The organism is Paenibacillus sp. 1SOY10, from assembly GCF_056836745.1.
On sequence record NZ_JBXENK010000003.1, the window covers coordinates 115,844 to 141,179 of the forward strand.

Consider the following 25,336-nt stretch of genomic DNA (forward strand, 5'->3'; position numbering starts at 1 on the left):
CAGCTATGAGCGTAGTAGAAGAGCGACTGGCGGCAGCAGGAATCGTATTGGGTGAGGTTCCACCGGCCGTAGCTAATTATGTGCCAGCCAAGCAGACAGGCAATCTCGTATATACCTCCGGTAATGACTGCCGGGTGAACGGCGTCTTGATGTACACGGGCAAGGTAGGCGCTGAACTCACGGTACAGCAGGGGTATGAAGCATCCCGTCAAGTGGCAATCAACCTGCTGACGGTGCTGAAGACTGAGTTGGGAGATTTGGACCGCGTCAAGCAGGTTGTCAAAATGCTGGCGTTCGTCAACTCCGCTCCCGGATTTGTGGAGCAACCGTTCGTAATCAATGGGGCTTCGGACTTGCTGGTGGAAGCGTTTGGCGATGCTGGCAAGCATGCGCGTTCCGCGTTATCGGCGAATGAGCTCCCTTTTAATACCCCGGTTGAGATTGAGTTGATTGTGGAAGTAGATGGAGAGAGATGAGCAGCCTGGGTAAAGGAGACAGCGGGCAGATAGTGCCTGACATCAGCCGTAGTCGTGTTGCGGAAATTTTGCAGCAGTTGGTCCGTATCCCTAGTGTCAATCCAGCGTTTCCCGGCGGGACAGGAGAGGCTGAACTGGGATGCTACGTGGAGGAATTCCTGCATCGTCTGCATTTACCTGTTGAACGTCAGCTAGTGGCCGAAGGGCGCTTTAATGTGCTGGGCACACTGCCTGGTCGCAGCCAGCACAAGCTACTGCTGGAAGCCCATATGGATACGGTTCAGACCATCGGCATGACCATCCCACCCTTCGACGGCATGATAGAGGGCGGTAAATTGTACGGACGGGGAGCCTGTGATACCAAGGCTTCAATGGCCGCCATGCTGGCCGCCATTGAAGTGCTGGCGCTGGCTGGCATCCGTCCGGAAGTGACGATTGAACTGGCGGCGGTTGTCGATGAGGAAACGACCTATATCGGGGTATCCGCTCTTGCGGAACGGATTCAGCCAAACGCTGCTGAATATATTGGCGCCGTGGTGGGCGAGCCGACTGGTCTTAATATCATTTCGGCGCATAAGGGTTGTTGCCGCTTTTACGTCGATGTCAACGGCGTAGCCTGCCATAGCTCCAATCCGGCACAAGGGGTTAATGCGATTGACCAGACGAGTAAGGTGCTGTCATTTCTGAACGAGCTACATGAGCGGCGTTATCCGAAAAGCACTCACCCGTTGACGGGTCCGCCGACGGTCTGCGTAACCGGTATCCAGGGCGGCATCGCCCCCAACACGGTGCCTGCGCATTGCCAAATCACGGTCGACCGGCGTACCGTTCCCGGCGAAGAGCCGTTTGGGGTCTACGAGGAAATGAAGCGCGATTTGGAACAACTAGCAGATGCCGAGGGCTTGGAGTTAACCGTGAGCGAGCCGTTTGTAATCGATTATGCCATGGAGACGGATCAGAACGAGCCGATCGTTCGCTATTTATTGAAGGCAGCGCAGACGTATGCACCGCAAGCGAGCATCCAGGGGGCGCCCTATTGCAGCGATGCCAGCAAGCTGGTCAGAGTAGCTGTGCCATCCGTAGTGTTCGGCCCTGGTCATATTTCGGAAGCGCATACGCAGGACGAATGGATCGAGCTGTCTCAAGTAGAGCAGGCGGCTTGCGCCCTTCGCGATTTGATACTGAATGTGAAAACGATCTAAATCGAGATAAGTGGAGCAAAAGAATAGGAAGGCGGGTTCATATTGAACATATTGCTATTTTACGATCAATCCTTTCCTTTTGAAGGTAAGAGACCGGAGGCTTCATTTCTGACGGCGGCGTCCGCATGGGCCGAGGTGGTTGATGCCGAAGGGTTGGCATCAAGGCTACAAACGAAGAAGTGGGACACCCTGGTCTGGCTGCACGGACCCTATTTCCCCAAGGAGGCTTGGGTGGCAGTACGCGCCCATCTCCAGGCTGGAGGGGGTCTGCTGCATACGGGCGGTCCTCCATTCCGCAGGCCAACCGTACAGACGGGTACAGGAGAATGGCGTATAGAACGCGAGCAGGTAGGCTACCATCAAATGCTGGATATTCATGATGTTTTGCCTGTGGATGTCTCTCTCGTTCGAAGCCAAAAAGCCGGGGAGGAGTTCCCCCTTCTAAGCGGTAAAGAAAGCTGGTTTGGCATTGAGCCGACTTGGGGACTCACTTTACATCCGAGTAAGACAAGCGATATTCCCGCTGAGATGGGGGCTTGTGGGCCGATGGACTCCGTCATTACACCGCTGCTGATCGGTGTGGACGCTACCGGGCGTGAGCGCGCTGCCTCCGTTGTACTTTTGGAGCAAAACAAAGGTATTTACGCTGGTGGACGCTGGGTGCTCGTCAATCAGAAGATTCCGGCTATTGTTGGCGGTGCGGAGGGAGCCGAGGTGTTGCGGGAGCTGGCATTGTTCACGGGCTATGGCGTGACGGAAATCTGGCTCAAGCCCAATTATGCTTGCTACGAGCTTGGAGAGCAGCCGCTACTTACTTTGCAATTGCAAGCCCTTTCTCGCACGGAAGCGGGAGCGGAGAACCGTTGGAGCTTTGAAGTGGAGGTCCGTAAGGACGGGATGGATGAGCCCGTTTGGACAGCCAGCCTGGAATTTGCAGCAGGAAGAGACGTTCCTGATTTACAGCCCGTTCGTCTTCCGGTAAAGTTAGCCGCCGAGCCGGGATTGTACCGGGTCAAGGCCTCTGCCTTGTCTGCCAAGGGAGAGCGCCGGGTGCTTATCCAGGCCTTCTGGGGTATGGACCGGGAGCTGCTGCAAAGCGGAGAGCCGCTAAAAGCGGGCCGGGATTACTTCGAACGCGGCGGCAAGCCCGTTCCAATTGTAGGCATGACTTATATGACCTCTGATGTTTCGCGTAAATTTCTGCAATTGCCGAATGTGGAGCGCTGGGAACGGGATATGGGCGAAATGAGTCGGGCCGGCATTAACCTGATCCGGACAGGCATTTGGACGGGATACCGTCAGATTATGTTTGCCGACGGTCACGCTGTTGAAGATGCACTACGCGCGATCGATGCTTTTATTTTAACGGCCAAACGGTTTGAGCTTGAAGTGACCTTCACCTTCTTCTCCTTCGCTCCCGAAAGCTGGGAAGGGGTTAATCCGTATCTGGACCCTCGCTCGCTTGAAGCGCAGAAACGTTTTATCGCCGCCATTGTGTCACGTCAGCAGGGGACGACCAATGTGCATTGGGATTTGATCAATGAGCCGAGTCTGTTCGATCCGGCCCGTATCTTTGAGGGTCCCGTTACCGCACGTGACACCTATGAGCAGCAAGCCTGGTCAGAATGGCTGAATCAGCGTTACGGGGGCGATCTGGCGGCTCTGCAGGAGCGCTGGAATATGACGCCTGAGCAATTGCCCGACTTTGCTTCCGCTCAAGCGCCGGACCCGGATGACAAGGTGTTTCGCAGTGTGGTGCAGCCGAAGAAATGGGCGCGTTGGCTGGACTTTACGTTGTTTACGATGGATATGCACAATCGCTGGGCTTCCGACCTGATCGGTACCTTACGGCGCATTAATCCGGAGCATCTGGCGACGGTCGGACAGGATGAAGGGATCTGCTCACAGCGTCCTTCTCCGTCGTTCTATGCCCAGGAGGTTGACTATACGACGGTGCATTCCTGGTGGCAAAACGATCATCTGGCCTGGGACGGCCTGTTCACGAAGACGCCGGGCAAGCCCAATCTGGTGCAGGAAACGGGCATTATGCATATACAGCATCCGGATGGACGCGCTAAGCGAACGGAAGCTGAGCTGCGCAACATCCTTGAGCGCAAATACGCCTATGCCTTCTCGACCGGCGGAGCCGGTGCTGTGCAATGGATTTGGAATATCAATTACTACATGAATAATGCCAACGAATCCAACATAGGGGCTTTGCGTGCCGATGGAACGCAGAAGCCGGAAGCTGATGTATCTTATGATTTTGGCAGGTTTATGAGCGAGATTGGACATGGGTTCAGGGGGCGAAAGCTGGAGGAGGTGGCTGTGGTCTATCCGTACTCCAATGACTTCTCCAACCAGCCGCTGGCTTATGGAGCAACGACCAAGGCTATCCGCACCCTTGCGCATGTGATGAACGTACATCCACGTGGCATTGGAGAATATCACTTATCTGAACTGCGCAAGCAGCCAGCCAAGCTGATCATCGTGCCAAGTGCGCATAACTTTGACGATAAGGCTTTTGCCGAACTGATCGCGCTGGCGGAACAGGGTGCTACCATCCTGTGGAACGGTCCGATTCGTCTTGATGCCCATTGGGGAGAGACCGCAGATCGCTTGCGAGAGGAACTGGGCGAGCTGCACCAAGGCAATGTGCTGAGGGAAGAGACGCTGGAACTGGATGGAGCTGCGCACCGGGTAGCCTTCGGAGAACGCAAGATTAATACGCTGGTCGTAGAGCGTCCAGCCACGTACGACAGCAAGCCGGGAAGCGCGTTGCAGCAGATCGTAGTAAGTCTGGGCGCGGGCAAGCTGATTTATAACCCGTTGCCGCTGGAATTGAATGAACGGGATGAGCCGATCATTGCCGCTTACCGGCATGCTTTAGCCGAGAGTGGCGTGTCCAGTGAGCTGGAATGGCTTAAGGGCGGGGAACTGCCTGGCATTTATGGACGCAAGTTAAGCTTTGAACAGGCCAACCTTTATATTTTTGTCTCGGAGTTTGGAGCAGATGCGGAGATTGCAGTTCGAGATCCCGAGACTCAAGCGTCTTATCAGTTTATTGTAGAGCGTGAGCGGACTGTCATGTTCGCTACAGACAAGCAAGGGGAACTACTAGCTGTGTATCGGCCGGATCAGGTTCTAATTGAGCGAGTTTAACTAGACTAAAGGAGATGTTGACAAATGAGTTATCGTAATGCCTCACTTCCTGTAAAAGAACGCGTACAGGATTTGCTCTCCCAAATGACCAGGGCGGAGAAGATCGGGCAACTTGTTCAGCCTTTTGGCTGGAAATGCTACCGTAAGCTGGAGGATGGAACCGTAGAGGTGACGGAGGCCTTTAAGGAGCAGTTGAAAGCAGGCGGCGTAGGCTCATTGTACGGAGCACTGCGAGCCGATCCATGGACAGGTGTCACGCTGGACACCGGGTTGTCCCCGCAGCAGGGGGCAGAGGCAGTCAATACGATTCAGCGATATGCGATCGAGCAGACACGGCTAGGCATTCCGATTCTGTTCGGCGAGGAATGCTCCCATGGACATATGGCCATCGGTGCGACCGTATTCCCGGTTCCGCTAACGATTGGCAGTACGTGGAACCCGGCTTTGTTCAAGGAGATGTGCCAAGTAGTGGCTGCGGAGACAAGGGCACAGGGCGGGGCGACCACCTATTCCCCGGTCCTCGATGTAGTGCGGGACCCGCGCTGGGGACGGACAGAGGAGAACTTCGGAGAAGACCCCGTGCTGGTGGCCGAAATGGGTGTTGCCGCAGTGGAAGGCCTTCAAGGCGATGATCTGGCATCGGAGAACAGTGTTATGGCTACCCTGAAGCATTACACGGCGTACGGCAGCTCTGAAGGTGGACGTAACGGGGCCCCGGCCCATATTGGCCTCCGTGAGCTGCATGAGATCGATCTGTACCCGTTCCGTAAGGCTGTGGAGGCGGGCGCTGGTTCAGTCATGCCTGCGTACAATGAAATCGACGGAGTTCCTTGTACGTCCAACCGCTATTTGCTGCATGATGTATTGCGTGAGCAGTGGGGCTTTGACGGCTTTGTCATTACCGATTGCGGGGCCATCAATATGCTTGTCAATGGGCATAACACGGCGGCAACGGGAGAAGAAGCGGTGGCAGCTTCCCTTAAAGCCGGGGTAGAGATGGAAATGTCGGGCGAAATGCTGAACAAGTATGCAGATTCGGCTATTGAACAAGGGTGGATGGATGAAGCTGACCTGGATTTGGCTGTGGGCCGTGTGTTGGAAATGAAATTCAGATTGGGCTTGTTCGAGCGGCCTTATGCCGATGCCGAGCGTGCCAAAGCCGTGATTGGGCGGCCTGAGCACAAGCAGTTGGCCCGCCAGGTGGCTGCTGAGGGGATTGTCCTGCTGAAGAATGAGCAAGGTACATTGCCGTTATCGCGTAAGCTCGGCAAGCTGGCCGTCATTGGCCCGAATGCCCATGCTCCATACCATCAGTTAGGTGATTATACGTCGCCGCAGCGTAGAGAGCAGATTGTTACCGTGCTGGACGGACTGCGCACGAAGCTTTCAGCAGAGCAGGCGGAGATTTTGTATGCGCCTGGCTGTCGGGTGCGAGGTGAGGATCGCGATGGCTTCCCGCTGGCGCTGGAGCAAGCGGGTAAGGCGGATACTATAGTCGTTGTAGTGGGAGGATCAAGCGCCCGTGATTTTGGCGAAGGGTCGATCGATCTGCGGACAGGAGCGTCCAATGTGACGGACAATAGCTGGAACGATATGGAATGTGGCGAAGGCATTGACCGTACGACCCTTCATTTGACGGGGGTGCAACTGGAACTGGTGCAGGAGCTGCGTAAGTTAGATAAACCACTGATTGTAGTGTATATCAATGGGCGGCCGATTACAGAGCCATGGATTGATGAGCATGCTGATGCCATCCTGGAAGCCTGGTATCCGGGCCAGGAAGGGGGACATGCCGTTGCAGACATTTTGTTCGGTGATGTCAATCCTTCCGGTAAGCTGCCCGTTAGCATTCCCAAGGAGGTCGGTCAGCTTCCGGTCTACTACCACTCGCGGCGTACACGGGGCAAGCGTTACCTGGAAACCGATCTTGCTCCCCGTTATCCATTTGGTTACGGCTTAAGCTATACTACCTTCGAATACAGGGATTTGCGGATTGAGCCTGCTGTGATCGACGAGTCAGGCGAAGCAACGGTTACGGTCCAGGTGGAGAACACCGGAACGGTTACCGGGGCAGAGGTCGTGCAATTGTACGTATCTGATTTGGCTGCTTCCGTGACGCGTCCGGAGAAGGCACTCAAGCGGTTTGAGAAGATCGAGCTTGAGCCTGGTGCAACCCGGGAGGTCAGCTTCGTCCTTAACCGTGAGCAGCTTGAGTTGGTGGGACTTGATTTGCAGGCTGTCGTTGAACCCGGCGCTTTCGATATTATCGTTGGCCCTAGCAGTGCAGAAGGATTAGTCGGCCGGTTGACGGTTGAATAGATAGAATCAAAAAACGGTGCCGCGGCCGTAGCCGTCGGCACCGTTTTTGTGAGCTTGTGAGTTATATCGAAGGGAAGAGCACTCGCAGGGAAAGGGGATAGTTGTATCATGCCTAACACATACACCATACCTACCATACATGCTACGGATTCCACACCTCATATTTGGGGTAGCTAAACTTAACTTTATAGGGAATTCCTCCAGCTAATTGTCCATCATTTGGCCACAATCGCCGATTTGCTTAAGATTATAGGGAGGAATTCCAGTTAATTGCCTTATTTGTCACGATCGCTAATAATTAGCGGGAGTATTTCCCGCTAAATTCTTCGGCCGAGCCTTATTTGAGGCTTATCCCTTGGCCCCTCTTCTTTCTCCCTCCCTGGTTCGCACTTTTTCCTCACGATTATACCGCCGCCGTCCCTCACCCCTCTGACTAGTAACAACCCCCGCTCACTGTGTCCACACCACGCGCATTCACAGCACATGGTTGCTTGGATGCTCTGACAGCTTTCAATAGAAGCGCATCACGCCGCATATACATATATCTGAATAGTAGAACCACTTATCTAGTAGCACCTAACTATACAGCGGATATAAATAGAACCCCCTAGCAGACAATGGCTGCTAGGGGGTTCGTAGTGCTTTTAAGATCAACCTTTCACCGAACCAATCAATAGACCCTTGATGAAATAGCGTTGCAGGAAAGGATAGAAGAGTACGACAGGACCGATGGTCAGAATGGCTGTAGCCATTTTGACGGATTCCTGCGGCATGGTGCCCGTGCCGGACAGTACACCGCTGCTCTGCATCTGCTGGATCATATTTATCTCTGAATTTAGTTTGAACAACAGATACTGCAGCGGGTACAGTTGCTGGTCGTCCACCAGCATGATAGCGTTAAACCAGTTGTTCCAGTAGCCGATGCCGTAGAACAGCGTGATGGTAGCCAGTACGGGCATACAGAGCGGAAAGTAAATACGGAACGCAATGTAGAAGTCGCTGGCGCCGTCAATTTTAGCTGCCTCGGTAAGGGATACCGGAATTTGGGACATATAATTTCGTACCAGAAATAGGTTGAACGGGTTGAAAATCAAAGATGGTATAATCAGGGCAAAGATTGTATTTTTCAGGCCTAATTGCAGGTTAATCAGATACCAGGGCACCAGGCCGGTGTTGAAGACCATAGTAATGAAGAAGAAGATCGCGAGTTGATTGCGGTATTTGACATGCTTGGCTGACAGGGTATAACCGGCCATGCCTGTCATCAATACGGCTGCTGTCGTGCCTACGACCGTAATGATGATGGAGATCATATAGCTGCGATAAAGCGGCGTATTGCCGAACAGCAGCAGCTTGTAGGCGTCGAAGGAGAACTTGTCCGGAATTAACTGATATCCGAATTGCTTGATGCTGGCTTCATCCGTCAACGACACCATCAGTACCAGTAGCATCGGCAGAATGCATAGTACGGAAAATAGAGCGATAAATGTATAGTTGGCTAGATCAAATGGTTTGATTTTTTTCGTCGCCATAAGGCACTCTCCTTTTCAATGCGTGTTCAAAAAGTCGGGTTTTCAGGACCAAGAAGGTTGGATGAAGCTAGGGACTGAGTAGCGCAGCGTACGTAGTGGGTACGTGAGCAACGGAAGGCCCGGGTGAATTCAAGATTCGATGTTGAATCCACTCCTTGAATAGCTTCGTCCTGGGAAGACGACTTTTTGAAGAACCTCTTGCTACGATTAGGATATTAGAATAGGGCATGATCAGGATTAATCTTCCGCACAATCCGGTTGCTACCCCATACGAGAATGAATCCGACCACCGACTGATAGAGGCCCACGGCCATGGCTTGTGCCGGGTTCCCGATGGTTCGCAGAGAACGGAACACATACGTATCAATAACGTCAACCGCCGGGTAGAGGACCCCGTTATCCTTGACAATCGCGTAGATCATATCGAAGCTGCCGTACATGATTTTGCCAAGTGCGAGCAAGGACAGAATGATGATCGTCGGCATCATGAGCGGGATCGTAATGCGGCGAATCAATTGCCAGCGGCTTGCTCCGTCAATGCGGCCAGCCTCGTAATACGTATCGTCGATACCGGTAATCGCCGCCAGATAGATGACTAGATTCATACCGACGTCCTTCCAGACGGCAGCGCTTACGAGAATCGAAGTCCAGTATTGCGGGGAGGAGTACCAGTTGATGGCATCCAGGCCAAACCAGCCGATAATCTTGTTAATTACGCCATAGTCCGTGGAGAACAGGCTGTAGATGACATAGCTGACGATAACCCAGGATAGAAAATGCGGGAACAAGATCGTGGATTGCGTAATTCGGGAAAATAACTTGCTGCGCAATTCATTAAAGAGAATGGCCAGCGCCATGGCCACGATCGTTCCAACCACAATAAACAGGAAGTTGAGCTTCAGGGTGTTGAAGGTGACCTCCCAGGCTCTGGGGGATTTGAAGAAAAATTCGAAATTATCGAGCCCAACCCATTTGGAGTTGAACAGTCCGGTCTTAAAATTAAATTTCTGGAAAGCGATTAACATATACGGCAGAGTGAAGTAGCCGAAAATAAGGGTATAGATGGCAGCCGGTATAACTAGCAAGTAAGCGGAGCCATTATGTCTTATTTCATGGAAAAAACCTGTTTTGTGTTTGGTTTGCATAACGATTCAGTCACGTCCTTTCCCTCGGTTGTTGTTGCTTGGTCTGATTTTAGTGTAAGAGGGCTGGGGGCGCCGGTAAACTTTGAATAGTGGATGATACCGGGTTTGAACGGGTTAAATAGAACTTCAAAATTGGGCGTTAACTTCAAGTTTGAGCAATACTCCGAAGTGAAGAAGCCCTTGCTGTTTGGCCAAAAGCCTTGTCCCGTCAAGGTTTTTTCGCTCCTGGCTTTATAGTTCACATCATTAGTGAAGGCCCTACGGGCTATTGAACTATTCCGATAAGGACTTAAAATAAGAATAAGAAATAATTAAAGCGCTTTCTTACAGCTTGTGTCACGTTTTAAAGTGTACTGAACAAGTCGCCGCAGTCTTCAGTTTTGTTCAATACACTTATTTAGAACGGAAGTATCAAAGGGGGAAAGGCAGATGATTAGACAAAGGCTGATACGCTATTCTGTTTACCGCAACATGTTTCTTAGCTTCGTGCTGTTGACGGCCGGAATTATCGCCCTGGTGACCGTAGTATTGTTCGCCCTGTTTTCCTGGAGTACGGCGCGAGAGGTTGGTCATATATCCGAGTCCATGCTGAAGCAGAATAGCGCGGTATCCAGCGTCATTAAAGATGAAGTGTATAATATCGGTAACTTGTTACTGGCAGATAGGCAAGTCGTCTCTGCCTTGTTTGATAACGATGCAGATCAGATCAAGAGATATCATGCATCGTTTGCGTTGCAGCGAATGCAATCAACCTATCCATATATACAGTCCATCGGCCTCTATAACGGATTGACCGACACTTATATGAATACGACGGGGATTTCGCATGATCAGGAACGACCCCTGTTGCAGCAAATTGTGCAAAAAAACGGCTCTTATTTTAACCTGTTTCCCAGAACGGTGAATGTGCCAGGTTCCTCCCAGGAACGGCAGGTGTTGACCTTCGTCCTGTTGCCGAGCTATTATTCCTTGATGCCAGCGCGAGGGGCGCTCCTGATCAATATTGATTCGGAGTACATTCAGTCGTTGATTGGCGGCTACAAGAATGATGCGGCGGACGAATTGTTTGTTGTTAACGCCAAAGGCCAAGTCTTGACGCATTCGGAGTCGGATCGCTTCCTGGCCGACATGTCCGGGGACCCTAATATTCAGCATATTCTGGAGACGGACCAGCCCAGCGGTTATTTCATGGACGGCGAACGCAAGTTGGTGACTTATGTCAAATCACCGGATATGGACTGGATGTTTGTCAGCGTCAGCGATTATAAAAATTTACTGTTTAATATGAACTTGTTGAAGTGGTCGGCCTTGGGTCTGGCTGTGCTTATCTTCGCCCTAAGCCTTGGCGTGTCCCTGTGGCTCACCAATCATGCTTATAATCCGCTGCGCCATTTGCTCGACAAGATGTTGCCGGCAGGCAAGACGAAAATCGGCAATATGCGGCTTAATGAATTTGCGTTGCTGGATGATAGTTACTCCCAACTGAAGGAACGCCTATCAGCCATGGAGTCGGCGGCCAGCAGAGGGCAGCAAGCGGAACTGGTGCAAATGCTCAAAGGCGGAAATTCACTGCAATATGAGCGGTTCAAGCAACATTTTCCGGCCAAGCGGTATTCAGTCATGGTCATTCTGGTAGACAAGCTGAGTCATTTCCGTAATCATGGGGACGCCGAGACCAGGTCCTTCGCTTATGCTTCAATCTACAAAATGGCTGAGGAGGTGCTCGGTGAACACGAGGCCCGGCTGGCTATTGCCGGGGAGGGGATGATTACCGGTGTATTGAAGGCTTCGGAAGGACCTTATCCGACGCAACCGGGGAGTGCCTTTATGGAGTTGCAAAGTCAAATTTATGAGAAGTTAGGCGTGTCGGTTACGATAGGCATCGGCCCCTCAGCCTACGAGTATGATGAGCTATGTGTATCCTTCGAAAAAGCCTGTACTTGTGTACAGCAGCGTTTCTTGCAAGGGGCGGGGCAAATTCATTTTTGCGGTCAGGAAGAAGACGGGCCTGCGGAGAGCAAGGAGTACCCTCATAAATATGAGACAAGCATCATCGATGCGATTAAATTGCAACAACGTTTCCGTCTGAACCGTGAGATTGAACAGTGGCTGCATGGAATTAGGGATTGCGAGTATCATGAAGCATTATTTTACATGAACCAACTGGTAGGAAGCTTGTATCGGCAATTTCATGCAAAAACGCTACGCGATTGCAGTGTATCTGCATCCTTCTCGCAGTTCATTCACCACATCGATGTCTACGAGACGCTGGAGGAAATTGGCGATGCTCTAAAGGAATTGGCTCACCGGCTGTGCGATGAGATGGAAGAAGCGAGTGATGCGAGGTACAAGAAGATCATATCCGACATCAAGAGGTTTGTGGAGAAGCATTATATGCGTCCGGACCTTTCCCTGGAGCTGGTGGCCAGCGAAGTAAGTCTCTCGCGGAGTTATGTAGGTAAGCTGTTCAAAGCGCACTGCCATATTTCCTTCAACGACTATCTAAACGGGGTCAGGTTGACCAAAGCGAAGGAACTGCTAATGGCTAGCGATATGCCTGTGCAACTTGTCAGCGAGCAGGTTGGCATTTACAATACAACCTATTTTTATACTTTGTTCAAGAAGCATTACAAGATGTCACCGGCGCAATTCCGCTTGCAAGGTAATGTACGGGAAGGAACAGCTCAATAACGTAGCTTGTCAGTATTCAAATTTGGGCAATCCCCAATTCAAAATCAATCAGTCGTTTGCAAAAAGAAGAAATCCCTATTATTGAAGTATACGTACTGCTTTCCCCTCCATTATATTAGGCACTAGCAACACTCAAACCACATAAACGGAAGGGGATGCTCCACAATGAAGCACTGGAAACGATGGCTTGGACCAGTCCTGATATTCGCGTTGCTGTTAGCGGGTTGTTCGGGAGGTAATAAGAACACGCAAGGAAACGGCGGGGGAGAAGAAGGAGGGGAGGCTGCTGGGAAATTACCGGTACGCTATTTGCTTCCTGGCAATGAACCTGAAGGCTTGGATGAGGTTGTGAAAGCAATTAACGAGAAGCTTGAGGCGGACGGTCTCAATCTGGTCTATGAACCGACCTATATAGCTTGGGATGCCTGGGATCAGAAGACCAACCTGATGATGTCTACCGGTGAAGAGTTCGAATTGATTGCTATCATGCATGATACCAAGGGACCTAACGTGCTGGCTGGCAACGGAGGCATTATTCCCATCAATGACTTACTGGATGAGCACGGCTCCGTGCTGAAGGAGAAGCTGCCGGACTGGGCCTGGGAATCGGTTAAGACGGACGGCAAAATTGTAACCGTTCCCAACTTCTGGATTGACGTGGCGATGAACGAAGGTATGATTACGTTCCGTGTAGATATGCTGGAACAGCATGGCCTGCAACCGCCAAAAACAACGGAAGAACTGCTGAATGCTGCGGAGGTGTTCCAGAAGAATTGGCCGCAGGATAACAAGAATGTATATATCAAAGTATTAACAGAGCCTGCTAACCACTTGCACACGACCTATGACACTTATCCGTTCACTGTGGTCGACACGCTGATCTATGTTGATCAGGAAGGCCAGGTCAAGTCTTGGCTGGAGACGGAGGAATTCAAGAAAGACATTCAGTTTATGAATGAAGCTTATAAACGTGGCCTGATTATGAAGGACGTTCTGACGGCTCCGGCCGAAGTAATCAACCAGGAGGAACTGGCTGGACGTTACCTGTTCCGTCCGGGTGATGTAGGCATTAACGATGCGGTGCGCGAGACGTTCCCTGGTGCTCGTAATGACGCGTTCTATATGAACGACACGATTAAATTCAGAGCCAATGCGCTGCGTAATTCCAACGGTGTATCGGCGACAACTCCGCATCCGGAAGCAGGTATTCAGTTCTTGAACTGGGTATTCAGTGACCAAGCGAACTTCGACTTGGTGCAAAGCGGGATCGAGGGTGTACATTGGAAGAACACCGGCGACCATAAGAAAGACATTTTGGCAACAACGGACAATGGCGCCCCTGTGTATGAATTGGCGAACTGGCTGCTTGGGCATGTCGAGTTCAACCGTTACCCGAGCAATATCGAAGATGGACGTCTGGAACGCCGGACTACGATTGCGGAGGATGCCATCAACAGTGTGACGATCGGCTTCAACTTTGATCCGACCAATGTGGCCAGCGAGTATGCCAACAGTATGGCGGAACTCAAGACCAGTATCTATCCGCTGATGTATGGCGTAGTCGATTATGACAAAGGCTTCCCTAATGCGCTGCAGAATATGAAGGCAGCAGGGCTTGACGCCGTGGTTGCTGAATACGATAAGCAATTCCAGGAATGGCGCAGCAAGCAATAAACGGATAATAAATGAGTGAATAACAAGAAACGGCCGTGTCCGGGAGTCCACCTGGCACGGCCGTTTTTTTACTTTGATGGCTACATAAAGTCAAAGAAATACCTTGTCACATGGAAGAATACGGGAGACGTATACGTCAAGCTGTCGACCAGGTTCAGATAAATCTTCCTTGGGTGATTAGCTTGAGGCTCTTGACCGATGCGCAGATCACGCTTGAGTACGGAGACCGTGAGGCTGCCGATAAAGCCGCCCAGGCCGATCAGACTGCCTGCGAACAGGCCGAAGGAGGCACCAAGCGGGGTGAAGAACGGCGCCAGCAAATAGGCCGCTCCCGTCGTAGACAGCATGGCTACAATGAAGCCTTCCCAGGTCAGGTAGGGATTGGCTGTTGGGGCGATTTTATGTTTACCGATATAGTAGGAGGCCAGGTAGTGCACAATATCGTTAAGCTGAGTCAGTACGACGAGCAACAGCACCAGTCCGGCGCCGAATTGCGGAGTGGCGAAGGGGAAATAGGCCAGGTGGCTAAGACCAAAGACCATCAGCATCAGGCCCCATTGCACACGGCTTACGCTGCGCAGAAATCCTGCCGTACCTTTATTGACGATGCGGGGGAGGGGAAGGAACAGGAACACGTATACGGGAATAAAGATAATGAACATGCCGTACCACTCGATATATATCCAGTAGAACTGTGCGGGAATGGACAGATATGCCCAAAGATATAAGCGACGCTCGGCCTTGCGTGAACGAATCATGGAGAAGTATTCCTTCAGCGCGAAGAAGGAGAGCAGCATGATGCCCAGCAGCGATACGATCGGGTTGAACAAGGTAGCCAGACATAAAATCAGCCACATGCCCCACCAGGTCCACAATCGTTGGCCCCAAACCGAGTAATCCTTGCTGCGGTTCCGTCGTTTGAGTACGAAATATATAGAATGAATGGCCGCCAAGGACCAAAATATAACGATCAACGTCCAATGTAAATTGTTCATTGTTACTGTCGCCTGCTTCCTTAAGGAGGTAGATTCCACCAAAGGAATCATATGTTATTATGGAGGAATAGTCCATACTTGATAAGGGGATTTCATCGATGTTAGAGGAACGCTCGGTGTTTATTTTGCTGACGAATACAGGTACGTTATTCACCAAGATGATTAAGGGCTATACTAGGGCTCCCTATAATCATGCTTCCATCTCCTTTAACCGGGAGCTATCGGAGTTATATAGCTTTGGGCGGAAGAATCCGAATAATCCGCTTAACGGCGGGTTTGTGAAAGAGGATATCCAGACCGGGACCTTTAGCAAATACCCCAATACGACCTGCGTAATCTACGAGCTAAGAGTAACGAGCCGTGAGGTGGAGAAGATGGAGCGGGTGCTGCATCTCTTCATTCGCAAGCGGGAGAAATATTTATACAATATCCTTGGGGTAATTGGCATCGCCTTGAAGGAGCCGGTGGAGTTCAGCAATTCCTACTTCTGCTCCCAGTTTGTCGCCGAGGTGCTAGAGCGCTCAGGGATCAAGCTCTGGAACAAGCTGCCCGCTCTGGTGACGCCGGATGATTTCCGTCAATGCGAGCGGCTGAAGCTGGTGTATGAAGGGAAGCTAAGCGAGTATCGGCCTTAAAAATTATAGTGTTCACTATAGCTGTGTTTCCGATGTATAATAGACTTGTCGACAAGTACACAATATTAAGGAAAAGAGGGTTAATGATGTTCAGAGCAACGGAGGATCAGGAATTTTACGAGCTGCTGAGCCCTACAATATTGCCTAAGGCTTCGGGATTTCTGTGGAACGAAGCCATGATGATTCATATGAACTGCCGCGGTTATGCCGTATCCCAGTTCATGCAGCCAGAGCCGGCAAAGTATTCCTATGCACCCAACCTGGAAGCCAAAACATTTATGCAGCCGGAGCAGCCGTATTATGCTCATCATCCGGGTCGCTTCGTTTTTGTCAAGGACGAGGAAACCGAAAGCGTATTCTCGGCACCCTATGAGCCAGTACGTGTGGCTACAGATAGCTATAGCTTCGCAGCAGGGAAGAGCAGCATTGTCTGGACCGTAGAACATCAGGGCGTGCAGGTGGAGATGACGCTTAGCTTGCCCAAGCAAGATCCGCTGGAGCTCTGGCGCGTCAAGATCAAGAATACCTCTTCCGTGAAGAAGAAGCTCAGTGTGTATCCGTATTTTACTGTGGGCTATATGTCCTGGATGAATCAGGCGGGCGAATATCTTCAGGAGCTTCAAGCTATCGTGTGCTCCGCTGTGACCCCGTACCAGAAATATCAGGACTACGATAAAATCAAGAACTTCCGTGATAAAACCTTTCTAATTGCGGAGCAATCGCCAACCTCCTGGGAGGTAAGCCAGGAAGCATTCGAAGGGGAGGGGGGCATTACGATGCCGTCCGCCCTTGCTGGGGAGGAATTGGCGGGAGGCGATGCCCGGTACGAAACACCGGTGGCCGTCATGCAATATCGTGTAGAATTGGCCCCGGGAGAAGAGAAGGAGTACCGCTTCCTGTTTGGACCTGCGCAGGACGAGCAGCAAATCGCCCAGATCCGCGAGACTTATTTCCTGCGTGGCTCTGAGATTGGTGAGGATGGCTTCACCGCCGCCCTGCAAGAATATGATCAGTATATTCGCGAGGGTCAAGGATGCCTGACGATTAGCACACCGGATGCAAATCTGGATAACTTCGTTAACCACTGGCTGCCCCGGCAAATTTATTATCATGGCCAGACCAACCGGTTAACGACCGACCCGCAGACTCGTAACTACTTACAGGACCATATGGGCATGAGCTATATCAAACCGAAGGTGGCACGGGAGTCCTTCCTCACGGCGATGAGCCAGCAGGAGGCTAGCGGAGCCATGCCGGACGGGATTGTGCTGCACCCGGATGCGGAACTGAAATATATCAACCAGGTGCCCCATACCGACCATTGTGTCTGGCTGCCGATTTGTCTGGCCACGTATCTTGATGAGACGGGGGACTATTCGATTCTGGAGGAACGGGTCCCTTATGCCGGCAGCGAAGAGATTACCCCGGTGTATGAGCATGTGGACCGGGCGATGCGCTGGCTGATGCATGACCGTGACGAGCGGGGATTGAACTACATCAATCAAGGGGATTGGTGTGACCCGATGAATATGGTGGGGTACAAAGGCAAAGGCGTCTCCGGCTGGCTAACAATTGCTACCGCCTATGCCTTCCAGGTCTGGGCCGATATTTGTGAACAAAATGGCCAAGCTGAGCAGGCGCAAGCGTACCGTACTGCTGCGCAGGAGACCAACGATGCCGTTAACCGCCACTTGTGGGATGGAGAGTGGTATGCCCGGGGAATTACTGATGATAACGTCGTATTTGGGATCAACACGGACAAGGAAGGCCGGATCTTCATCAATCCGCAGGGCTGGTCGCTGCTTAGCGGCGCTGCAGATAGCGACAAGAAAGAGAAGCTGATGCAGGCGGTCAAGGAGCAACTGGAGACGCCGTATGGCGTGGAGAAGCTGGCTCCTTCCTACACCGCGATGCGTGAGGACGTAGGGCGGGTAACTCAGAAGCATCCGGGCTCAGCCGAGAACGGGGCTGTCTATAATCATGCTGCTGCCTTCTACATCTACGCGTTATATACGGTAGGGGAGCAGGAAGATGCGTTCCGGCTACTGCGCAAGATGTTGCCTGGGCCAGACCTGGATGATATCGTTCAGCGCGGCCAGCTTCCAATCTTCATCCCGAATTATTACCGGGGAGCTTATCGTCAATTTCCGCGTACAGCGGGCCGCTCCAGTCACCTGTTCAATACAGGAACCGTGCCTTGGGTGTACCGTTGTCTAATCGACGGATTGTTTGGCGTACAGGGCACCAAGGACGGAATTCGCATTCGTCCGCAGTTGCCAAGTACCTGGCCACAGGCCAAGGTGACCCGTAGCTTCCGCGGAGCTACGCTGGATATCGAAATGAAGCGGGAAGCCGGTATTTCGTCGGCGGAGGTTTACGTGGATGACCAACTGGTAGAGGATGGCGTACTGCGAGATGTGCAGCAAGGCCGGGAATACCGGGTGTGGGTGAAGCTGCCGCTGGAAGGTTAGCTACATTGAATCAATGCAAAAAAACGGTCGTGTCAGGGACTCACCCTGATACGGCCGTTTTTTTTATCATACGAACATATTACTTTTAACCAACGTCCACCCGGTCGATATTGCGGAAGCTGAGGTAGGTAATGAAGATGCCCAGCGCAGCCAGCGATAACGGAATGGCAATGATGGAACTGAGGGTAAAGCCAAAGTTGTTGGAGCACACCACTACGACGATAACAATGGACGAGACGATGGTCATAGGAACGGATTTCTTAGGTAGCCCGATGACCAGCGGCAGCAGGCTCATCCCCGCAGCGCCGAAGGCTTGCATCAGCACGGTAAGGCCATGGCTAAGCAGGGATTCCGTAGTAAGTTGGCCGGGTATATAGCCGACCACAGCGTTGATTCCGACGAAGAGTGCGTCAATCAACAGATTGGCAATAACCACGTTAGCGAATGTCCAGCCGAAGACCATAGTCAGTTTGGCAAAGATTAGCTTCTTACGGCTGATGGGGTAAGAGAACATCAGGGCAATCGTTTTATCCTTGAACTCATTAATGACCAGCTTGGACAATAGTACGGATGCATAGATGATGAAGGTGGCTCGAACCACGAGATCAATGAGAGCTAACATTTCGGGCATTGTCGTGAAGGCGAGCTCTTCCAAGCCTGAACCTCCGACATAATACATGGTTCCCACCAATCCGGCAATGATAAGATAGGTAACGAGAGAACCCCAGAGGTAGCTATCAAACCGCCCTTTCTTGAGCTCCAGCTTAATGAGTTGCAACATGCTCATTACCTCCTTTGATCATATCGAAGAAATATTCCTCCAGGCTGTGATGCCTGCGGTTGATGGATTGGATTGGCACATCACTGGCGATCAGCCCCTTGGCCAACACCTCTGGCGACAGCTTGGTATCGTAGATGCGGATGGTGTTATCACCCATTTGCTTGATATTCTCGATCTCTAATGTATCCACCAGGACAAAAGCAGCCAGGCTAACGTTCGAGGTCACGATCTCTACATATTCGGTGGTGGAGGCGTGAACCGTCTCCATGGACACCTCCCGCAGCAAGCGGCCTCCATCAATGACGCCAATGGTATCGGCTACTTGTTCCACTTCCGAGAGCAGGTGGCTGGAGATCAGGATGGCGGTGCCCCATTCATCGCGAATTCGCACAAAGAGCTGGCGCATCGCCTGAATGCCCTCGGGGTCAAGTCCATTAATTGGCTCATCCAGCAATAGCAGCTCTGGCCGCGTTACAATGGCTCGGGCTATTCCGAGTCGTTGCTTCATGCCGAGCGAGAACTGCTTGACCGGCTTGTCATAGGTGGCTACCAGTTGCACCATTTCCAGTGCCTCCCGGATAGCTCCTTCCTTGTAATACCCCATATACTCCGTGTGCAGCTCTAGATTTTGCTCTGCGGTCAGCTTCTCATAAAAGACCGGCGTTTCAATCAAATGCCCGATGCGCTTTAGATGTTCCGTAGACCCGGGCAGCAGCTTCTCGCCAAAGATTTCAATCTCGCCGCCGGTGGGCTTCACCAGGCCGAGCAGCATTTTCATCACCGTCGATTTACCGGCTCCGTTGGGTCCAAGAAATCCGTAAATTTCGCCACGACGCAAATTCATGTTAACCCCGGACACCACTTCGGCAGGTCCGTAGCTTTTTGTAAGCTGTCTGGTTCTGACTAATTCCTTCATGGTTTCACTCCCTTTGCTTTATCTATACCTATCGTAACGGGGGAAACTCTCTTTTCTATTTCGGACTTCTTACTTATTTCTTACGTTGCTCAATGAAACTGTGCTTGCCTTCACGACAAAGGGGGATACCGCCACTAATCAAGCCCGCTCCGAGCGGGGCAAGGTGATAGTGAAGCAGGTGCGAACGCCCGGCGTGCTCTCCAGTCCAAGCTTACCATTCAACCGCTCGGTCAGCCGCTTGGCGATGGTCAGGCCTAGACCGCTACCTTGCATATTGCGATTACGGGAATCTTCCATCGTATACATCCGCTCAAATACCCGGGCTTGCTCCTTGGATGAAATACCGCGGCCCCGGTCGATGACCTGAATGCGTATCTCCTTCTTGTCCTCTTCAAGCAGCAGGCCGAGATAATGGCCTTCGGCTCCATAACGCATGGCGTTGGACAGGAGGTTGTCCAGGATACGAGAGAGGGCTTCCCCATTGGCGTATACCCATACGGGGTGCTCGGGCAACTGGATATCCACCTGGAAGCCTTGCTCGGACAGCAGGTCGAAGTAGGCCAATATGCGCTGGCGGCTGACCTCTCCTGCATCTATAACGGATAGAGGAATGTCCAGATCACCGGATTCCAGCCGGGCCAGATCGAAGAAGGTATTGATGAGCTGATGCACCTGCACTGTCTTCCTATGTACTTCCCCCAGCATACGCTGTTGTTCCTCTTCAGGCAGGCCTTGCTGCTGAGACAACATCTCGGCATAACCCATGATGACCGTCAGTGGGGTCTTCAGATCATGGGAGACATTGGACAACATCATCCGCATCGCTCGCTCTGTACCGGCATAATCTGCCGCCGACTGACCTGCCCGATCCAGCAAGGCATTAATAGTCTGCAGTAGCTCCCGCAACTCGGGCAGAGCAGTTACCGTAAGGATGCGTTCTTGAGTCAGCGGCTCTCGCGGATCGGTGAAGGGGAGAAGCTTCTTATGGACATAAGATAACTCCCTGCGCAGTGATTGGGTTGCCCTGCGCTCGTGCCAATACAGCAACGCAAATAATATGAGGGGAATCAACAGCAGCCATGGTAGCCAAGTGTATTCTGTCATTTATCCTTCCCCCAGCCGATAGCCGATACCCCACAAGGTCCGGATATACCGGGGATGGGAGGGGTCGTCCTCAATTTTCTCGCGCAGCCTTCTCATATGTACATTAATAACGTTGTCGTCATTGTAGTATTCCTCGTTCCATACCTGCTGATACAGCATGGCCTTGGTGTATACCCGGGTTGGATGTTGCAGGAATAGCTTCAGAATCTGGAACTCCTTGGGGGTAAGTAAAATCTCCTGATCGCGCTTGGTTACCGTAAAGTTATCGGGGTCCACCGTCAGATCGCCCAGAGATAGCAACTGTGGTGTAGCCTCCTGCTCCGCTTGCTCCAGACTTGAATACAATGTCGCCCGGCGGATGGATGCCTGCACGCGTGCGGCCAGTTCCATCAATGAAAAGGGCTTGGCAATGTAGTCGTCTGCTCCGATTCGCAGGCCCAGCGCTTTATCGACCTCATTATCCTTGGCGGACAGAATCAGGATGGGCACGCGACTAACCCGGCGGATATGCTCCAATACCTCCAGCCCGCTTCTTTTGGGCAGCATAAGATCGAGCAGAACTAAGTCATAGCTACCCGGTACGAATTGCTGAAGCGCCTGTTCGCCGTCACCGACGAGGGTGATGTCGTAACCCTCTTTGGTCAAGTAATCCTGCACCATCGTGCTGATGGAGGGATCATCCTCAACCATGAATATTTTGCCCTCCATGATTTTCGCCTCTTCCTGCTTCGAATTTATCCCTATTCTAAGCCAGGGCGAATTTTTCTACAAGAAATGGACCTTCTAAAACGCCTTAACAAACTTTTAGTAAGTTACTTGACAAACGAAACTAACCGAGGTATGATAATCTCACATTCAAATAATTCACATTAAAGTTATTGGAGAAGTTAAAGAAATATGCTGGTGGTGTGATGGTTGGGATTTTTGGGTAAGTTATTTAGTAGGTCTACCAATATCGAGGAGGAAAAAGTCATGTCGAAGTTGAATATCGGAATTATTTTGGGAAGTACACGCGAAGGCCGCGTCAGCCCACAAGTAGGGGAATGGGTGAAGAAGCATGCAGATGCCCGCGGCGACGCTAACTACGAGATTATTGATATCGCTGATTACAAGCTGCCATTACTTGGCGAAGCCGATGCTTCCGAGCAAGCTGCTGCCTGGAATGCTAAGCTGAACAGTCTGGATGGCTTCGTATTCGTCGTGCAAGAATATAATCACAGCATCTCTGCTGCGTTGAAGAATGCTCTCGACTATGCTCGTGAAGCATGGAACAATAAATCTGCGGGGATCGTCAGCTATGGTTCCGTAGGCGGGGCTCGTGCGGCTGAGCATCTGCGTGGCATTTTGGGCGAACTGCTGGTAGCGGACGTACGTGTTCACGTAGCCCTGTCCCTGTTCACCGATTTCGAGAACTTCAGCACATTCAAACCTGCTGAATTGCATCTGACCAACTTGAATGAAATGCTGGACCAAGTGAATGCTTGGGGCGGCGCATTGAAAACCCTGCGTTAAGATCGGGCGTTAATCAGTTAAAAGCTCAAATCCCCCGCCTCTTTAGATAGAGACGGGGGATTTTTAGGATTACCTGGTTAATTGACCTACTTCTTCTTATATTAGTTTATGCGCATACCATTTCTCGCCGCGGAACCGCCAGAGGAAGATGAACCCGCGTACACCCCATTCGCAGCACATCGCCAGCCAGACGCCGAGGATACCAAGCCCGAAGGTAATTCCGAGCACGTAGCCGAATATGACGCGGAACAACCACATGGTCAACATGGAAGAAATTGAAGTGAAGCGTGAGTCCCCGGCTGCCCGCAAGGCCGATGGCAAGATGAAGCTGATTGGCCAAAGTGGAAGCTGGGCGATCAAGCTCACCATCAGGACGAGGAAGATGTCGCCAATGATTTCCGTCGGCGGCTCAAAGAGATGCACCAGCGGATAGAAGAATGGCATTAGAATCAGACTGAGCGCAGCCAGAAAGATCGAGCCCAGCCACAGGAAGGACTTGATGAACTTGCGGGCATCTCGGATGTTGCCACCTCCGATGCATTGCCCTACTACCGTGACGATGGTGAGCGACAGGGCCGAGGCCGGAATTTGGAACACCCCGGCCAGCGCCCCGGCAATAGCATTGGTGGCGATGGCGTAGGTGCCGAGACTGACGATAAAGACCTGGGTCAGCAGCTTGCCGCCATTGAAGAACATCTGCTCCGCAGCAAAGGGAATGCCGATGAATAACATTTTGCGCAGCATCTCGATAGGGAACTGAAACAGGTCTCGTAACTGCAAATGCAACGAGGTCTCTACCCGGAACAGATAGTACAAGGCACAACCGGCCCCTACATATCTGGCAATGTTGACGGCAAGCGTCATGCCGAATACCCCCATATCGAGCAGGGTAATAAATAGGACATTCAACAACACATACAACAGGTTCATGATTAGCGACAGGAACAGAGAGGCCCGAGTCTTGCCGATTCCTCTCAGTGAGGCGCACACCGCCTGGACCGTAGCCAGCCCCGTATAGGAGATGCTACTGCCAATCAGATAGACGCGGGCGCTTTCCAGCACCTCCGGCGAGGCCGCCCCGAACAGCAGGTTCAGCATCGGCTGATGGAAGGCAATCAGCAGCAAGGCGATAGCCACAGACAGCAAAGAGACGGAGGTAACCGTGGCCGCAGAGGCTCGTGATACATTGCGGTCATTGCGACTTCCTTTATACTGCGCGACTAATACCGTACCGCCGGTGGCTACCGCGACAAATACGTTAATCAAGAAGATATTAAGCGAGTCCACAATATTGACCGCACTGACAGCAGCCACACCCGAGGAACTGATCATGGCCGTATTGACCAGATTGAGGCCGATAATAAAAGCCTGATCAATCAGGATCGGGATGAACAAGGCGATGATTTGCCGATAATCCATCGATTCGCCCGACAGATGTTTCTCCAGAAGGGCGTGGCTCTTTTGCCTTAATCGAAGTCTTGTTCTATGCTTGGCAAGGAAGTGTTTCAAGTCATCACATTCTTTTCGCATTATAGTAGAAATTTCCGAACATCGTATATTGACCTAGTTTACCGGAAAATATTGTCTTCGTATAGGGCCGTGGAATGGGCTTCACTGAATTGATAAACATAAAATGGAGGAATGTAACATGGAAATTGGTATCAGTACCTTTGTGGAGACGACTCCCGATGTGGTGACGGGGGAAACCATCAGTCATGCCGAGCGGTTGCGTGAGGTGGTTGAGGAGATCGTGCTTGCCGATAAGGTCGGCCTGGACGTATTTGGCGTCGGGGAGCATCATCGTCAGGATTATGCGGCTTCTTCTCCAGCCGTGTTGCTGGCTGCCGCCGCACACCAAACCACACGGATTCGCTTGACTAGCGCGGTGACCGTATTGTCCTCGGATGATCCGGTACGCGTGTTTCAAGACTTTGCTACGCTAGATGGCATATCGAACGGGCGGGCGGAGATTATGGCTGGCCGTGGCTCTTTCATTGAGTCCTTCCCTTTGTTTGGCTACGACTTGAACGATTATGATGAACTGTTCGATGAGAAGCTGGATTTATTACTGAAATTATGTGCCTCGGAAAAAGTAACCTGGGAAGGCAAGCATCGTCCGTCCATTCGCAATTTGGGTATCTATCCACGTCCAGTCCAGCAGCCGCTTCCCGTATGGATCGGTAGCGGCGGGAATACCGAATCGGTTATCCGCGCAGGCTTGCTTGGTTTACCGTTGGTACTGGCCATCATCGGCGGGCGCCCGGTGCAATTTGCGCCGCTCGTGAAGATGTACAAGCGGGCAGCGGCACAGGCCGGGCATGATGTCTCCAAGCTCATGGTTGCTTCGCATTCCCATGGATTCGTGGCTGAACGCAATGAGGTAGCCGTTGAGAAATTCTTCCCGTCTACCCAAGCCGTCATGAATGTTATTGGACGTGAGCGGGGATGGGGCCGTTATGATCGGGCCAGCTATGACGCGGCGCGTAGTCCGGAAGGAGCACTGTATGTAGGCGATCCGGAGACCGTAGCGAACAAGATCATCGATCTGCGCAAGCGGGTAGGAATTACCCGGTTCATGCTGCATTGCCCGCTTGGCACGATGCCGCATGAGGATGTGATGCGCGCTATTGAACTGCTCGGGACCGAGGTAGCTCCACGTGTCCGTGAGGAAATAGCCCGCTGGGAAGCGGCTGGCGAGGAAGAAGCCTGAGAGGGCACCGC

The 25,336-nt window shown here is 51.9% G+C and carries 18 protein-coding genes; 10 read left to right on the plus strand and 8 right to left on the minus strand.

Features of this window, described 5'->3' with window-relative positions; translation table 11 throughout:
• Nucleotides 1–5 precede the first annotated feature (5 nt).
• The 4 genes from AC1VOR_RS11385 to AC1VOR_RS11400 are packed head-to-tail and all read left to right on the plus strand — an operon-like array spanning nt 6 to nt 7,159.
• The gene (locus tag AC1VOR_RS11385; RefSeq protein WP_482617893.1) at nt 6–476 is read left to right on the plus strand and encodes a RidA family protein; all 471 of its coding nucleotides are present in this window, start codon (nt 6–8) and stop codon (nt 474–476) included.
• Nucleotides 477–508: 32 nt separating this feature from the next.
• The gene (locus tag AC1VOR_RS11390) at nt 509–1,678 is read left to right on the plus strand and encodes a M20 family metallopeptidase (RefSeq protein WP_482617894.1); all 1,170 of its coding nucleotides are present in this window, start codon (nt 509–511) and stop codon (nt 1,676–1,678) included.
• Between the two features lie 42 nt (nt 1,679–1,720).
• Complete coding sequence (locus tag AC1VOR_RS11395; RefSeq protein WP_482617896.1) at nt 1,721–4,840, plus strand: beta-galactosidase; 3,120 nt, start codon at nt 1,721–1,723, stop codon at nt 4,838–4,840.
• Between the two features lie 24 nt (nt 4,841–4,864).
• Nucleotides 4,865–7,159, plus strand: coding sequence for a glycoside hydrolase family 3 N-terminal domain-containing protein (locus tag AC1VOR_RS11400; RefSeq protein WP_482617897.1), 2,295 nt, complete (start codon nt 4,865–4,867; stop codon nt 7,157–7,159).
• Nucleotides 7,160–7,809: 650 nt separating this feature from the next.
• Here the strand turns inward: AC1VOR_RS11400 and AC1VOR_RS11405 are convergent.
• Nucleotides 7,810–8,691, minus strand: a complete 882-nt coding sequence (locus AC1VOR_RS11405; RefSeq protein ID WP_482617899.1) for a carbohydrate ABC transporter permease — start codon at nt 8,689–8,691, stop codon at nt 7,810–7,812.
• 215 nt (nt 8,692–8,906) lie between these two features.
• Entirely contained in the window at nt 8,907–9,836 is a 930-nt protein-coding gene (locus tag AC1VOR_RS11410; protein ID WP_482617900.1) for an ABC transporter permease, read from the minus strand.
• Between the two features lie 429 nt (nt 9,837–10,265).
• On the opposite strand from AC1VOR_RS11410, the gene AC1VOR_RS11415 reads away from it, so the two are divergent.
• Complete coding sequence (locus AC1VOR_RS11415) at nt 10,266–12,527, plus strand: helix-turn-helix domain-containing protein (RefSeq protein WP_482617902.1); 2,262 nt, start codon at nt 10,266–10,268, stop codon at nt 12,525–12,527.
• A gap of 165 nt (nt 12,528–12,692) precedes the next feature.
• Entirely contained in the window at nt 12,693–14,201 is a 1,509-nt protein-coding gene (locus tag AC1VOR_RS11420) for an extracellular solute-binding protein (RefSeq protein WP_482617904.1), read from the plus strand.
• Nucleotides 14,202–14,281: 80 nt separating this feature from the next.
• On the opposite strand, the gene AC1VOR_RS11425 is transcribed toward AC1VOR_RS11420, so the two are convergent.
• Nucleotides 14,282–15,196 carry a phosphatidate cytidylyltransferase gene (locus AC1VOR_RS11425; protein ID WP_482617905.1) on the minus strand — a complete coding sequence of 305 codons (915 nt, stop codon included), beginning with the start codon at nt 15,194–15,196 and terminating at the stop codon, nt 14,282–14,284.
• 98 nt (nt 15,197–15,294) lie between these two features.
• Between AC1VOR_RS11425 and AC1VOR_RS11430 the strand changes: the two genes are divergently transcribed.
• Both AC1VOR_RS11430 and AC1VOR_RS11435 read left to right on the plus strand, forming a co-directional pair.
• Nucleotides 15,295–15,831, plus strand: coding sequence for a hypothetical protein (locus tag AC1VOR_RS11430; RefSeq protein ID WP_482617907.1), 537 nt, complete (start codon nt 15,295–15,297; stop codon nt 15,829–15,831).
• 86 nt (nt 15,832–15,917) lie between these two features.
• Nucleotides 15,918–18,302 carry a GH36-type glycosyl hydrolase domain-containing protein gene (locus AC1VOR_RS11435; protein WP_482618314.1) on the plus strand — a complete coding sequence of 795 codons (2,385 nt, stop codon included), beginning with the start codon at nt 15,918–15,920 and terminating at the stop codon, nt 18,300–18,302.
• Between the two features lie 85 nt (nt 18,303–18,387).
• Here the strand turns inward: AC1VOR_RS11435 and AC1VOR_RS11440 are convergent, their stop codons facing one another.
• The 4 genes from AC1VOR_RS11440 to AC1VOR_RS11455 all read right to left on the minus strand — a co-directional run bounded on the left by AC1VOR_RS11440 (nt 18,388) and on the right by AC1VOR_RS11455 (nt 21,811).
• Nucleotides 18,388–19,083 (minus strand): ABC transporter permease, encoded by a 696-nt coding sequence (locus tag AC1VOR_RS11440; protein WP_482617908.1) that lies wholly within the window; start codon nt 19,081–19,083, stop codon nt 18,388–18,390.
• Nucleotides 19,067–19,999, minus strand: a complete 933-nt coding sequence (locus AC1VOR_RS11445) for an ABC transporter ATP-binding protein (protein ID WP_482617909.1) — start codon at nt 19,997–19,999, stop codon at nt 19,067–19,069. Before AC1VOR_RS11445 ends, AC1VOR_RS11440 begins: the two co-directional genes overlap by 17 nt.
• Before the next feature lie 138 nt (nt 20,000–20,137).
• Nucleotides 20,138–21,103 carry a sensor histidine kinase gene (locus tag AC1VOR_RS11450; RefSeq protein WP_482617911.1) on the minus strand — a complete coding sequence of 322 codons (966 nt, stop codon included), beginning with the start codon at nt 21,101–21,103 and terminating at the stop codon, nt 20,138–20,140.
• Complete coding sequence (locus AC1VOR_RS11455) at nt 21,104–21,811, minus strand: winged helix-turn-helix domain-containing protein (RefSeq protein ID WP_482617913.1); 708 nt, start codon at nt 21,809–21,811, stop codon at nt 21,104–21,106. It lies immediately after the preceding gene.
• Nucleotides 21,812–22,075: 264 nt separating this feature from the next.
• On the opposite strand from AC1VOR_RS11455, the gene AC1VOR_RS11460 reads away from it, so the two are divergent.
• A complete protein-coding gene (locus AC1VOR_RS11460) occupies nt 22,076–22,615 on the plus strand; it encodes an NADPH-dependent FMN reductase (protein ID WP_482617915.1) in 540 nt (179 codons plus the stop codon).
• Between the two features lie 96 nt (nt 22,616–22,711).
• Here the strand turns inward: AC1VOR_RS11460 and AC1VOR_RS11465 are convergent, their stop codons facing one another.
• Nucleotides 22,712–24,124 (minus strand): MATE family efflux transporter, encoded by a 1,413-nt coding sequence (locus AC1VOR_RS11465; protein WP_482617917.1) that lies wholly within the window; start codon nt 24,122–24,124, stop codon nt 22,712–22,714.
• Between the two features lie 139 nt (nt 24,125–24,263).
• Between AC1VOR_RS11465 and AC1VOR_RS11470 the strand changes: the two genes are divergently transcribed.
• Nucleotides 24,264–25,325: an LLM class flavin-dependent oxidoreductase gene (locus AC1VOR_RS11470; protein WP_482617919.1), complete on the plus strand. Its 1,062-nt coding sequence runs from the start codon at nt 24,264–24,266 to the stop codon at nt 25,323–25,325.
• Nucleotides 25,326–25,336: the final 11 nt, after the last annotated feature.